Below are 12767 nucleotides of genomic sequence, written 5' to 3' on the forward strand. Positions count from 1 at the left end.
CGAAATGGCAGGCATCGTCGAAATGGAACACTGGATCGAGAGCCCCGGCGGGCGCCTCTATGCCAAATCATGGACACCGCATGCCGAGACCTTCCTGCCGCCGATCATCCTGTTTCATGATTCCCTCGGATGCATCGCGCTCTGGAGGGATTTCCCGCGACAGCTCGCCCTTTCCCTCAACCGTCAGGTGATCGCCTATGATCGCTTAGGCTTCGGTCGCTCCGATGCCCGCACCGACGTTCTGCAGCAGAACTTCGTGGCCCTGGAGGCCGAGCAGGCCGTTCCGTTGCTATGCGAGCAGTTTTCCGTTCAAGAGTTCGTTGCCTTCGGGCATAGCGTCGGCGGCGGCATGGCGGTGGAAGCAGGAGCACGTTTTAGCGACCGCTGCCAGGCCGTTATCACCATCGCAGCGCAGGCTTTCGTGGAAGAGAGAACCCTGCAAGGCATCAGGATCGCACAGCAGAATTTCAGATCGGCCGAGACCTTCGCCCGACTTGAAAAATATCACGGCGGTAAGACCGATTGGGTGCTGCATGCATGGATCGATACGTGGCTTACTCCCGAACGTGCCGGCTGGTCGCTCGATCCGGCCCTCGAAAAACTCCGTTGCCCGGTGCTTGCCATTCACGGCGAGCGTGACGAGTATGGCTCCGAGGCTCATCCCCACCGGATCGCGGCCGGACGCGGATCGGCTTATATCCTGCCGAATACCGGACATTCGCCGCATCGCGAACACCCCGCCCAGGTCCTGCAGGCGATCGAAAACTTTCTGGCGTAAAACGACAAGAAAACCGGCTTACTCGGCTCGACCCGCAGAATGATAGGTCCGGTCGAAGTAGATAAGCCCCTGCCCCTCATCACGTTGACGGATAGCATCGACTTCACAGAGCAAGATATCATGCGTTCCGCCGTCGGCCTGGCGGACGATGCGGCAATCGAAGGAGACAAGAGCATCCTCAAGCACCGGCGCGCCTGTCGATAGTTCCGACCAGGAGGCACCGGCGAAGCGTTCGGCAACCGGGGTCTTGCCGCCGAAAAGCCGCGACAGGTCCTGATGCGCTTCCGACAGCACGTTGACGCAGAGCACGCCGTTTTGCGTGACGGCGGGATGAACGGAAGCGCCACGATTGAGGCAAACGAGCAGGGTCGGCGGGTTATCGGTAACGCTGCAGACGGCGGTCGCCGCAAAGCCGGCGATCCCCGCAGGGCCATTGGTCGTGACGATGTTCACTGCCGCCGCCATCCGCGCCATGGCATTGCGAAACTCGGTGCGCGCAATGTCGGGATCGGCGACAGGCACCGCCTTCTCGATTGCCACGGAAGTTTTCATGTTCATCGCACTCTTCCTTAACTCGCGCAGACAACCTCACATTATCGATGGCGAGCATGCGCCTCAAGAAACGACATTTTGCGGAAGTAGCCCTTCGCGAGCAATTAATTTTCTATAAAATCTATCAATAAAAAGAAAAACAGATCGCCTCGGGCTTCTACGCTGCGATGGCATGCTGGGGATGCCTCAGGTCCGAGTGGAAATCAGGAGAAACATCGGCCGCTCGCGCTCGATTGCCCATTCCGGATGGGCTGCAAGATCCTCATCGCTCGGCGACCATTCTTCGACATGGGCAATGATGAAGCCGGACTCGATCAACAGGTTGAGCGTCGTACCCATGGTGCGATGCTGCTTGACGACGCCCTCGGCGAGCCAGTTCGTCACGCGTGGCCCCTCGATTTGATAGGCACTGAGCGGCCAGATTTTGCCGCCGTCGGAGTCATCGAGCCATTCCGGCCGCCGGGGCGCCATATAGATCGGATGCTCGATTGAAAAGATCAGCCGACCACCCGGCTTCAGCGCCTGGCGGATCGTCGTCAGCAGTCCGGCAAAGCCTTCGATATAATGGAAGGCGAGTGAACTGTAGACGAGATCGAAGCTCGCTTTCGGAAGCTGAAGTTGCTCCAGGTCAACGCGATCGTAGCGAACCCGCGCATCCTCCGTTTCCGCCCGCGCACGTTCCAGCATTTTTTCCGAGACATCGAACCCCAATACACTGGCCGCCCCCTGCTCGGCCGCCCAACGGCAGAACCAGCCGAAACCGCAGCCGAGATCCACGACATCGAGACCCTTCATGTCCGGCATCAAGGCACGGATGGCCGGCCATTCAGCCGCACCCGCCAGCCCGTCGATGGATCGCTGTAGGCGACTATAGCCTTCGAAAAAGCCCGGATTGTCGTAGATATTCTGCGTCATGTTGGTCTTCCACGCTTCTGCGCGCCCTGGAACTGGCAGTATCGCAGGTATAGCTCGTATCCTCTTCGCTTAGACCATAAGCAAGCCGACGAAAAGCCAGTTAAAGGGAGGTCCCGCCTGTACCGGTCAAGCCGCCGGCTTTGGCCGCGATAGCCACTGTGAATAGGGCTTTACGCCGAAATCCGGATCGGCCGCCTCTTCAAGCACATGGATGAATTCGATCGAATGCCCGTCGGGGTCCGAAAAATATTGCGAGACGGCCGGCATCCAACCGACAACGACCGGCTCATCGAGCGGCTCGCCATTGAAACCCTTCGGCTGAACACCATGAGCCTTCAATGCGGCGGCGGAGCCGATTACATCGGCGAGAGACGTTCTGAACGCGATATGGAGACGCATCTTGAGAGGGGAGCTGCCCGTTTCCCAAAGGCCGAGCATGCCCATCCGTTTATCGTCGATCCAGAGGAAAGCAACATTTCTGCTCTCGATGACCGTCCCGACTTCGAGCTTCAGGACATCGCGATAGAAGGCGATCGAGCGCTGGAGATCGGCAACCGTCAGATGCGTCTCGTAAAGCCCCTGAATGCGCGGTATCGACGGATCGGCCGGACGCTCAGGATGACCGGCCGTCATCACATCACCTTCGCCGCCGTAACCTCGACCTCGACCAGAAACTCGGACCGTGTAAACCCGCCGACGATCAGCAACGTGGAGACCGGTGCGGGATTTTGGACATAGCGATCGCGCACGGCCATGTAGGCGGGAAAATCCTCGCGCGTAGTCACGAAACCGCCGATGCGGATGACGTCAGCAAAACCCATGCCAGCCTCCTCAAGGATAGCCCCGATCGCCTTGAAACATAGTTCGGCCTGGCCGGTAACGTCAGCCGGAATGCGATCGTCGATACCGATGCCGAGCTGGCCGGAGGTGACCAGCATGCTGGCGCCGGGCGGCACCAGCAGGCCGTGATTGTAATTGCCGAAAGGGCGGCGGACAGATGCGGGATTGAAGACCTTTTTCATCGATTCCGACTCCTGATGACCGTGCCGATACCAGCATTTTATGATGAAAGGGGCAAGTCGGTCAGTGGGCCTGAGCCGATGTCACCGCTCGATTCCGCCGCACTTCCAACAGGATATGTCCGAAAAGCGCTGCAAGCACGATCGGCCCGCCGATGAGCGTCGCCGTCGAAGGGCGCTCGGCAAAAATCATCCAGACCCAGAGGGGCGTCAGCGGCACTTCGAGCGCTGTCAGCAGGGCGGCATCCGACGCCGGAACCAGCCGCGAGCCGAAGGTATAGAGGCTGAGGCCCATGGCGTTCTGGATAATGCCGAAGGCGATGATCAGTCCGAGATCCTGTCCGGAAATCGAAAGCGGCGAGGCGAACCAGAAGGTGATGGAGGAACACAACCAGGCGGAAAGCGCCATGGCAGGCAGCATCGGCACATTGCGATGCTGGCGCATGACGACGGCAAGACAGGCGACGGTCAGCGTCATGACGGCGGCAAGCCCCTTGCCGAGCCAGCTGCCACCATCACTTGCATGGCCGGAAAGCATGACGAGCACGCCGATGAAGGCAACGCCACTGGCAATCAGCGTCCTCATGTTGGGACGTTCGCGGATGAAGAGAAAAGCGACCCCCGCGGTGACAAAGGGCACGGTCGCATAGATGACCATGGCATCGGCGACCGACGTATAATAGATCGAGCCGATGCCGCTGATCATCGACGCGGTGGAAAAGATCGTCGCCGCCAGCGAAGGACCACCCATGGAGCGCAGGATGCGAAAGGCGTTGCGGCGCTCGATATAGAAGAACAGCGCGAAAACGCCGAGGCCGGAGACGATGCCGCGGCAGAACAGAATGGTCATGAGATCGGCGTGGATCGCCCGAACGAAAAGGCCCGATGTCGACCAGGCGAGCGCCGAAAGGGCCACATAAATCACACCGAGCCTGTATTGCTGCTGTTCCGCCAGCGTCACGATGGAATCCCCCCGCCCTATAGTGGCAGAGCATTAGCGGGCGGGCATGATACTCACAAGCAAAGCTTGCGCCGCTGGAGCTCGCGGATGCCGGAAGATGGAAAAGGTTGCAGGAAGGTCACGCCACACGTTGCCGCGGGTGGTCGAGGGAGCGCCTTCTCGCCGTTGCTGTTGGCAAGATCACATTGATCTTGCACATATTTGCGATCGCTCTACGGTTTCGGCGGCTTTGTCGAAGGAGAATCAATTGCGCCTGCTGTCAGCCACCTTGTTTGCGTGCGGCTGCGTCAGCCTGGTCGACGGACCGCTCTGGCCGCCGGCGCAAACCTATGTCGACAAGACGGTGCAATGCAGCCAAAGCGGCAATCCCGCCCGCTGCGAACACACACGCGACAGCTGGAAGGCCGATTATGAGGAAGCCATCGCAGGCGGGTATCGCGCGCAGAAGCATGTCGCCCTATGCCTCAGCACCGGCTGCGACGAGGCGATACAACCCGACAAGATGCTCGGCTGCGCCTGGCGCATGGTCATTGCTGAAACAAGGCATGCGCTGCCGGACAGTATGGATTTCGCCAATCTCAACCGCTTCTGCGGAACTGGCTACCTCGACGAGAACGGAAAACTCGCAGCCGCCTCGCAAGCGAAGGCGATGCTGCGCCTCATCGGCAAATAGCCGGCCACGCGGCAGGAGCTGTCTGCCGCGTGGTTTGGTCATTTTTGGAGCTTACGCGTAGGGCATAAGGAATTTGCCGATAGCCTCGATCTCGTTGGGGCGAATATCGTGACCGCCCGGATGCCATTCGAGCGTGACCTCGGCATCCTGTCGCGCAAAATAATCGGCGAGCGCCTTGGTGACCGGCGCCGGCGCGATCGGATCGCGCTCACCCGCGGTGATCAGCACGCGCTTGCCAGCCAACCTGGCATTGTCCTTCGGCTGGAAGGGGATCAGCGGATGCATCAACACGGCCGCATCGAACAGATCGCCATGCTCGATAAGCACGTTGGCAAGGATGTTGGCGCCATTGGAAAAGCCGAGGCCCAGCACCTGCGATGTGCCATATTCGGCCGCCAGTTCCGAGACATACTTCGCCATCTTTTCCGTCGCCCTGGCAAGATCGGCCATGTCATAGACGCCCTCACCCGTCCGACGGAAGAAACGCGCCGCGCCATATTCCGAGACATCGCCGCGCGGCGAGATGATGGTGGCGTCCGGCAACAGGCGGGTGGCGAAATCGAAGAACTGGTTCTCGTCGCCGCCGGTGCCATGGAAGGTGAAGAAGACAGGCTTTCCGGATGCACCGGCCCTCAGCCGGTGCACATAAGTGGTATCCATCATGATCTTTCTCCTGGATTAGCCTTCCAGCGGTTCGAGATGCTGCTCGATCAGGCCACGCAGATGCGCATGCTGTTCCGGCAGTTTCAGCGCCTCGCCGAGATGGGCCGTATCCTCGTCGCGGTCGAAGCCGGGCTCGTTGGTGGCGACTTCGAACAACACGCCGCCAGGCGTGCGGAAGTAGATCGCCCAGAAGTAATCGCGGTCGATGACCGGGGTGACCTGATAGCCGGTATCCATCAGCGCCTTGCGCACTTCGAGCTGCTTTGCACGATTCTCGACGGCAAAGGCGACATGGTGGACGGAGCCCGCACCCGGAAGCGCGCGATTGATGTTTGGCATCGTCTCAAGGTCGACATAATCGGCACCGTTGCCGCCGGGAATGGCAAGCCGCTTGATGCAGTCATGCGTATCGACCACCTCGTAGCCCATGTACTTCAAAAGCTCGGCAGTAGCGCCTTCGTCCCTGAGCCGCATAGCAACGGAATGGAAGCCCCTGATGGCATGCTCGGCATCGACCCCGTTATGCGTCCAGGGCTGACGCTTGTCATCCTTGACCTCGACGAGCGCGAAACCGTCGCCATCCGGACCGGCAAAATGCAGGCGCTTCTGGCCAAAGGATTCGTCGGCCTTCAAGCCCTCGACACCATGCTGGCCGAGCCGCTCGGTCCAGTAGCCGATGGCGCCTTCCGGAACGGAATAGACCGTATTGCCGACTTCGCCGGTCCCCGGGCGGCCGCGCGCCATCTTCGGGAACGGGAAGTAGGTCATGATCGTGCCGGGCGTGCCGACCTCGTCACCATAGTAGAGGTGATAGACATCGGGAGCGTCGAAATTCACCGTCTTCTTGACGCGGCGCAGGCCGAGCGTATCGGTGAAGAACTTATTGTTGGTCCGGGCGTCTTCGGCCATCGAGGTGACGTGGTGAAGACCTTTGATCTGGTTGAGCATCTTAAACCCCTTGTTTCGCCTGCACCGGCAGGCGTTTCTCATGGGCAGAAGATGGTCTTGTCGGCCGCCTTTCGATAGCCCTCAAGTGCCAAACGGATTGTCTTCAAAGAGTGAACGATAAATTCCAATCGTTCACTGATGTAAAGCGCAATCCAGAAGACCGCGCCTCACTGAGCCTCCGGATTGCTCGGCAGCGCCCAGTCGATCGGCTCCCTTCCATGCTCGACAAGATAGGCATTGGCCTTGGAAAAATGCCGGCAGCCGAGGAAGCCGTTATGGGCCGACAGCGGCGACGGATGGGCAGCCTTGAGCACCAGATGGCGCTCGGTATCGACAAAGGCGGCCTTCTTCTGCGCATAGGAGCCCCAGAGCATGAAGACGACGCCATCGCATTCGTCGTTAACCCTGCGGATCACCGCATCTGTAAAGCGCTCCCAGCCCTTGCCCTGATGCGACGCGGCCTGGGATTCCTCCACCGTCAGCACGCTGTTAAGCAGCAACACGCCCTGCTTCGCCCAGCTTTCCAGAAAGCCGTGGCGAGCGGGCGGAATGCCGAGATCGGTTTCCAGTTCCTTGTAGATATTGACCAGAGATGGCGGAATGCGCACGCCGGGGCGTACGCTGAAGCAGAGCCCATGCGCCTGCCCGAAGCCGTGATAGGGGTCTTGCCCAAGAATGACGACCTGCACCTCGTCAAGCGGCGTCAGATCCAGAGCCCGGAAATACTCGCTGCCACGGGGAAATATCACCTTGCCGCGCTGCTTTTCCTCGACGAGAAAAGCCTTGAGCTGCTGCATGTAGGGGCTTTCGAACTCCGGAGACAGCGCCTCTTTCCAGCTCTCCTCCAGCTTGATATTCGCCTCAGCCATCGCTCTTCGCCTCCGTCAGTTGTCAGCCTGTCGATTGAGGATGAAAGCGCCGGCGTGTCAAGAAAATGGCTGGGATGGGATGGGGAGATCACAGGTTTTAGAAGGGTGACGTGACTTATCCCGATCCGATGGAGCAAATTGCCATCAGCAGTGACCTTTGGCGCAAGCGGACAGCATATTAGCTATTTATTCTCAATCAAGGCAGCAACTAGTGGATTGCACGGCGACGCTGCGGGCGACGGCAATTCTCATCAGCCACGTGACAGCTTTTACTACCTCTGGTATTCCATGATCGACGCTCACGCTAAGAGAGACTTTCATGAAAAAACACGTTTTGGCTCTGATGGCGGTACTTGCGATATACGCCCACATCGCCAAAATGACACCCGCTTTTGCTGCAGACGATGCATGCTCATCCATCAGGGCGATGGTGGATAAATTTAATGCGACACCGCGAATCCGGGTGGTCGGCACAGATTATCTCGGGACGACCCATTTCACCACGCTGTATGTTGACACCAAGCAGTGGTGGCATAATGATTCTGGACCGTGGCACATAAAACCACGCCAATATTCAAAACCCAGTAATATCGAGAGCTGCGAACATCTTGGCAGCGAAACGATAGATGGCGTCCAGACCGAAATCTGGTCCTACCACCACTTATCGTACCAACAGGTGGATAACTTTAAGAGTTGGATATCAGTTGATACGGGGTTACCCATAAAATCCCATTTCAAGTGGGTTCGGCCAAAAGACTTTGTCGAAGGTGACGTCACTTACACGTACGGCCCAGATATCAAAGACCCTGTCTGAACTACAGCCCCTCGTCCTCGATGAGAACCCATTGTTAGCATCCCAGTGGCAACTTCAGGCGCACACCAACCAATGTCACCATCGGTCGAAACAAGTCCTTCCACCTCACCCCTTGATCCGCTCCATCTGCGGATCATAAAGCGGCTTCAGCGACACCTGGCACGGCACGCGGCTCTGCGCGACATCGAGCTCATAGCGCCCCGAAAGCACGAAAGCCTCCGTCACGCCATCGGGATTGCGGACATAGCCGTAGCCGATGGCCTTGCCGATCGTATAGCCGTAGCCGCCGCTCGACAGCCAGCCGACGCGCTGCCCGTCGCGATAAATCGTCTCGCGGCCGAGAAGCACGGTTTCGGGATCGTCGGGCACGAAGCAGGCGAGCATCTTCTTCACACCGGAAGCCAGCTGCCGCTCGATCGCCTCCCTGCCGCGGAACGCGACATCCTTCCTCGTCTTGACAGCCCAGGCAAGCCCGGCCTCGACCGGCGTATGATCCGGCCCGATATCCGAGCCCCAAGCGCGATAGCCCTTCTCCAGCCGGCAGCTCTCGATGGCGCGATAGCCCGCATTGATAAGGCCGTGCTCGCGCCCAGCCGCCATCAGCACATCGTAGACCGTGGTGGCATATTCCACCGGCACATGCAGCTCATAACCGAGTTCGCCGACATAGGTGATGCGTAGCGCCCGTACAGGGCAGCCGGCGATGCCGACGGTCCTCACCTTGCCGAAGGGGAATGCGGCGTTCGAAACGTCGGCCGAGGTCACGGCCTGCAATATCTCGCGCGACTTCGGCCCCATCAGCGACAGCACGGAATAGGCCGAGGTGATATCCACCAGCTCCGCATGTATCTCGGACGGAATATTGCGGGCGATCCAGTCGAAGTCATGCGTGGCAAAGCCGGTGCCTGTGGTGATGTAGAATTCGTTCTCGGCGATGCGGGCAACGGTGACGTCGCATTCAATGCCACCGCGGTCGTTCAGCATCTGGGTATAGGTCAAAGAACCGACGGGCTTGGCGACGTCGTTGGAAGCGATCCAGGAGATCGCCGCCTCGGCATCCCTGCCCTTCAGCACGAATTTGGCGAAGGATGTCTGGTCGAAGATGACGGCCGCTTCGCGCACAGCCTTATGCTCCCGGCCAACGGCGTCGAACCAGTTCTGCCGGTCATACGTATACTCGTCCTTCGGCTCCTCGCCGGCAAAGAGATCGGCAAACCAGTTGGGCCGCTCCCACCCGAGCTTTTCACCGAAGCAGGCACCCTGCGCCTTGAGCCTATCATAGAGTGGCGACTTGCGGCACGGCCGGCCGCTGGAATGCTCCTCGAACGGCCAGGCCATGGTGTAATGCTTACCATAGGCTTCCAGCGTGCGCGTGCGCACCCAGTCGGTGTCGAAATGCGGACGGCCGAAGCGCCTGATATCGACGGGCCAGAGATCGTAAGGCGGCTCGCCCTTGGCGACCCATTCGGCAAGCGCCATGCCCGCCCCGCCGGCCGACGCGATGCCGAAGGCGTTGAAGCCGGCGCCGACGAAGAAATTCCGCAGTTCCGGCGCTTCGCCGAGAATGAAATTGCCGTCCGGCGTGAAACTCTCCGGGCCGCACAGCAGCTGCTTGACACCGGCCGTTTGCAGCGCCGGCACGCGCGCCAGCGCCTGTTCCATGATCTGCTCGAAATGATCGAAATTACTGTCGAGCAGCGTGTAATGAAAATCTTTTGGAATGCCATCGAGCGCCCAGGGAATGGGATTGGGCTCATAGCCGCCCATGACAAGCCCGCCGACCTCCTCCTTGTAATAGGTCAGCCGGTCGGGATCGCGCAGTGTCGGCAGGTTGGAGGGTACGCCGAAGGATTCGGTGATGAGATATTGATGCTCGACGGAGACAAGCGGCACGTTGACACCGAAGCGGCCGGCAAAGGTCCGCGTCCATTGCCCGGCGCAGACGACGACGCGCTCGCATTCGATGCGTCCCTTCTCGGTGATGACGGCGCGGATTCGCCCCTTGTCGATCTCCAGATCGAGAACTTCCGTATCCTCGAAGATCGACACACCGCTCATGCGGGCGCCCTTTGCCAGCGCCTGGGTGATATCGGAAGGATTGGCCTGGCCATCGGTCGGTAAGAAGGCGGCGCCGACGAGGTCGTCGATATCCATCAGCGGCCAGAGATCGAAAGCCTCCTTGGGCGTCAGCAGATGCATCTGCAAGCCAAAGGACTGTGCCGTCGTCGCCTGGCGCTTCACCTCCGTCCAGCGCTCCTCATTGCAGGCGAGACGCAAACCGCCATTCATCTTCCAGCCGGTAGCAAGCCCCGTCTCCGCCTCGAGCTTCTTGTAGAGATCGACGGAATAGCCGAGCATCTGCGTGATGTTGGCGCTGGTGCGCAGCTGGCCGACGAGGCCGGCGGCATGAAACGTCGTGCCCGAGGTCAGCTTCTTTCGCTCCAGAAGCACCGTATCGGTAAAACCGAGCTTGCCGAGATGGTATGCGGTCGAGCAGCCGATGATGCCGCCGCCGATGACGACGGTCTTTGCTGTAGCCGGCAGTTCCTTCATCGTGTCACCTCAAGAATTGCGAAAATCCTGCCAGGCGCTCTCGAAGCGCCGCAGATTTTCAGCTGTATAGGAAGAATAATCGAATTCGATGTCGGAATGGATTTCCGAAACCATGCTCCACATCGTCTCGCGCAGGAGCGAAGCACATTTCATTGCCTGATAACGCCGACGCAGTTCGTCGGCGACGGGAGCTTCGAAATAGGCCTCCAGCATCTCCTCTTCCTGCGCCTCGGAGAATTCATTGTTGGAGGCAAGGCCGCCAAGATCGAAGAGCGGCGTGTTGAACCCGGCATAATCCCAATCGATCAGCCAGAGCCGCTTGCCGTCGTCGAGGAAATTCGCCGCCAGCAAATCGTTGTGACCGAAGGCAATCTCGAAAGGACCGGCTTCACGCTCGAGCCGCTCGGCAATTTCCAGGAAGGAAATCAGCCGCGACTTGTGCCGGCTAACACCAGCCTCGAGAACGGCCGCATAGTCCCTGACCACATGGAAGACCCAAAAGATGGCTGCCGGTCCGCGAAAATGCCGGGCGACGTCCCGATGACAGGACCGGACGAGCGGCACGACGCGGCTCACCATTGCCGGCTTTCTTATATCATCGGCCGATAGCGGTTTTGCATCGATATAGTCGAGCACCAATATGCCGGGCTCGTGATATATGACGGCAGGCGAAAGACCGGCGGCATGCGCAGCCCTGCTCGCAGCCACCTCGTTTGCGCGGCTGATGTGATGAACGGGAATGTCCGATCCAAGCCGCACGACGAAGCGGCGACCATCATTGCCGACCAGATAGTTGCGATTGGTAATGCCGCCGACAAGCGGTTCGATGTCGATCGGTCCGCGCCAGAGGCTGAGAGAATGTATCCTGTCTTCCGCTGTCGCAGTCATTCCCCCTCCGGTCCTGCTGCTGAGCATCTTTCAGATGTGGAAGGTTCCCCACAAACGTTAAGCTGTCAAGAAGCAGCCCACAAAATGAAACGAATATTTGGTTTTTTGTTGGAAGCGAACGGCCGTCTCCAATCGGATGAGCTATGGATATCCTAAAGACTGCGCTTCACCGTAGGTGAGATTTGTCTTAAAAACTCAGGCGCGAAGCAACCGGATAGATGCTGCGCGCATTATGGCCCCAACTGCGGTAGGACAGCCAGTTGGAGCCACAGAAGTTTGGGATCAATACCCACAACAGGATCAGGAACCATGCCGGGCACATCCCAGCCACCGCAGCACTCCAACCATCGCGAGCGCGAGATTCTCGAGGAATTGCGGTTAGCCGGCGGCGCCAGCCGCATACAATTCCTGGCCGAACGGCTCGGCGTTTCCGAAGAAACCATCCGCCGCAACATCCGCAGCCTTGAGGCCAACGGCATCGTGACCAAGGTGCATGGCGGGGTCCATATCAAGGACTCGATGATCGAGCCGCCGCTGCATCTGCGGATGAACGAGAATGCCGAAGCCAAGCGGATGATCGCCGCCTCGGTCGCCGCCATGATCGAGGATGGCGATGCACTGTTCCTCGATGTCGGCTCGACGACTGCCTTCATCGCCGTCGCGCTGCAGAAGCATCAGAACCTCTTCGTCGTCACTAACGCCGTCGCGGTCGCCCATGCGCTTGCCACCCGCAACGGCAATCGCGTCTTCTTTGCGGGCGGCGAACTGCGGGGTCATGATGGCGGCACCTTCGGCATGGAAGCGGCCAATTTCCTGCGTCGTTTCAATGTGCGCCACGCGATCCTTTCGGTCGGCGCCATCAACGCTGCCTCGGGCTTCATGCTGCACGATCTCGAAGAAGCGGAATATTCGCGGGAGGCGGCCAGCCGCGCCGAAAACTGCATCATCGTTGCCGACAGCGCCAAGTTCGGCCGCAGCGCGCCGATCGTTTTGAACGAGCCGGAAAACTTCAACGTTCTGGTCACGGACGAACAACCGCCGGCAGACATTCGCGCCATGCTGAAGCGCAACGAGATCGAGCTCATCATCGCCAACCGGCAACGGGACGAACGGCGATAGCGGGTTCGCCGATAC

The 12767-nt window shown here is 59.5% G+C and carries 14 protein-coding genes; 4 read left to right on the forward strand and 10 right to left on the reverse strand.

Annotated features, from left to right (window positions below; all coding sequences use genetic code 11):
• The first annotated feature begins 4 nt into the window (after positions 1 to 4).
• The gene (locus tag ACK83U_RS11190; RefSeq protein ID WP_412474847.1) at positions 5 to 778 is read left to right on the forward strand and encodes an alpha/beta fold hydrolase; all 774 of its coding nucleotides are present in this window, start codon (positions 5 to 7) and stop codon (positions 776 to 778) included.
• An 18-nt stretch (positions 779 to 796) separates the two neighbouring features.
• Here the strand turns inward: ACK83U_RS11190 and rutF are convergent, their stop codons facing one another.
• The 5 genes from rutF to ACK83U_RS11215 all read right to left on the reverse strand — a co-directional run bounded on the left by rutF (position 797) and on the right by ACK83U_RS11215 (position 4225).
• Positions 797 to 1336, reverse strand: a complete 540-nt coding sequence (gene rutF / locus ACK83U_RS11195) for an NADH-dependent FMN reductase RutF (RefSeq protein ID WP_112604432.1) — start codon at positions 1334 to 1336, stop codon at positions 797 to 799.
• Between the two features lie 180 nt (positions 1337 to 1516).
• Positions 1517 to 2245: a class I SAM-dependent methyltransferase gene (locus tag ACK83U_RS11200; protein WP_112604431.1), complete on the reverse strand. Its 729-nt coding sequence runs from the start codon at positions 2243 to 2245 to the stop codon at positions 1517 to 1519.
• A gap of 126 nt (positions 2246 to 2371) precedes the next feature.
• Positions 2372 to 2878, reverse strand: a complete 507-nt coding sequence (locus tag ACK83U_RS11205; protein WP_112604429.1) for a VOC family protein — start codon at positions 2876 to 2878, stop codon at positions 2372 to 2374.
• A complete protein-coding gene (locus ACK83U_RS11210) occupies positions 2878 to 3267 on the reverse strand; it encodes a RidA family protein (RefSeq protein ID WP_112415422.1) in 390 nt (129 codons plus the stop codon). The genes ACK83U_RS11205 and ACK83U_RS11210 overlap by 1 nt, the downstream gene beginning before the upstream one ends.
• 61 nt (positions 3268 to 3328) lie before the next feature.
• A complete protein-coding gene (locus ACK83U_RS11215) occupies positions 3329 to 4225 on the reverse strand; it encodes a DMT family transporter (protein ID WP_112411484.1) in 897 nt (298 codons plus the stop codon).
• Positions 4226 to 4472: 247 nt separating this feature from the next.
• Between ACK83U_RS11215 and ACK83U_RS11220 the strand changes: the two genes are divergently transcribed.
• A complete protein-coding gene (locus ACK83U_RS11220; protein WP_112604427.1) occupies positions 4473 to 4898 on the forward strand; it encodes a hypothetical protein in 426 nt (141 codons plus the stop codon).
• A gap of 51 nt (positions 4899 to 4949) precedes the next feature.
• Here the strand turns inward: ACK83U_RS11220 and ACK83U_RS11225 are convergent, their stop codons facing one another.
• The 3 genes from ACK83U_RS11225 to ung form a co-directional block, all read right to left on the reverse strand.
• Positions 4950 to 5561 carry an alpha/beta hydrolase gene (locus tag ACK83U_RS11225; RefSeq protein WP_112604425.1) on the reverse strand — a complete coding sequence of 204 codons (612 nt, stop codon included), beginning with the start codon at positions 5559 to 5561 and terminating at the stop codon, positions 4950 to 4952.
• Between the two features lie 15 nt (positions 5562 to 5576).
• Positions 5577 to 6509: a VOC family protein gene (locus tag ACK83U_RS11230; RefSeq protein ID WP_112604423.1), complete on the reverse strand. Its 933-nt coding sequence runs from the start codon at positions 6507 to 6509 to the stop codon at positions 5577 to 5579.
• A 167-nt stretch (positions 6510 to 6676) separates the two neighbouring features.
• A complete protein-coding gene (gene ung, locus ACK83U_RS11235; RefSeq protein WP_112604421.1) occupies positions 6677 to 7378 on the reverse strand; it encodes a uracil-DNA glycosylase in 702 nt (233 codons plus the stop codon).
• 319 nt (positions 7379 to 7697) lie between these two features.
• Here ung and ACK83U_RS11240 point away from each other — a divergent pair, with 319 nt between their 5' ends.
• A complete protein-coding gene (locus tag ACK83U_RS11240) occupies positions 7698 to 8192 on the forward strand; it encodes a hypothetical protein (protein WP_112604419.1) in 495 nt (164 codons plus the stop codon).
• 105 nt (positions 8193 to 8297) lie between these two features.
• Here ACK83U_RS11240 and ACK83U_RS11245 read toward each other — a convergent pair whose 3' ends face one another.
• Both ACK83U_RS11245 and ACK83U_RS11250 read right to left on the reverse strand, forming a co-directional pair.
• Positions 8298 to 10745 carry an FAD-dependent oxidoreductase gene (locus ACK83U_RS11245; protein ID WP_112604417.1) on the reverse strand — a complete coding sequence of 816 codons (2448 nt, stop codon included), beginning with the start codon at positions 10743 to 10745 and terminating at the stop codon, positions 8298 to 8300.
• 9 nt (positions 10746 to 10754) lie between these two features.
• The gene (locus tag ACK83U_RS11250; protein WP_112604416.1) at positions 10755 to 11633 is read right to left on the reverse strand and encodes a choline/ethanolamine kinase family protein; all 879 of its coding nucleotides are present in this window, start codon (positions 11631 to 11633) and stop codon (positions 10755 to 10757) included.
• Positions 11634 to 11942: 309 nt separating this feature from the next.
• On the opposite strand from ACK83U_RS11250, the gene ACK83U_RS11255 reads away from it, so the two are divergent.
• Positions 11943 to 12752 carry a DeoR/GlpR family DNA-binding transcription regulator gene (locus ACK83U_RS11255; protein ID WP_112604414.1) on the forward strand — a complete coding sequence of 270 codons (810 nt, stop codon included), beginning with the start codon at positions 11943 to 11945 and terminating at the stop codon, positions 12750 to 12752.
• Positions 12753 to 12767: the final 15 nt, after the last annotated feature.

Source organism: Rhizobium sp. WW22, assembly GCF_047041135.1.
Taxonomy (GTDB): Bacteria; Pseudomonadota; Alphaproteobacteria; order Rhizobiales; family Rhizobiaceae; genus Rhizobium.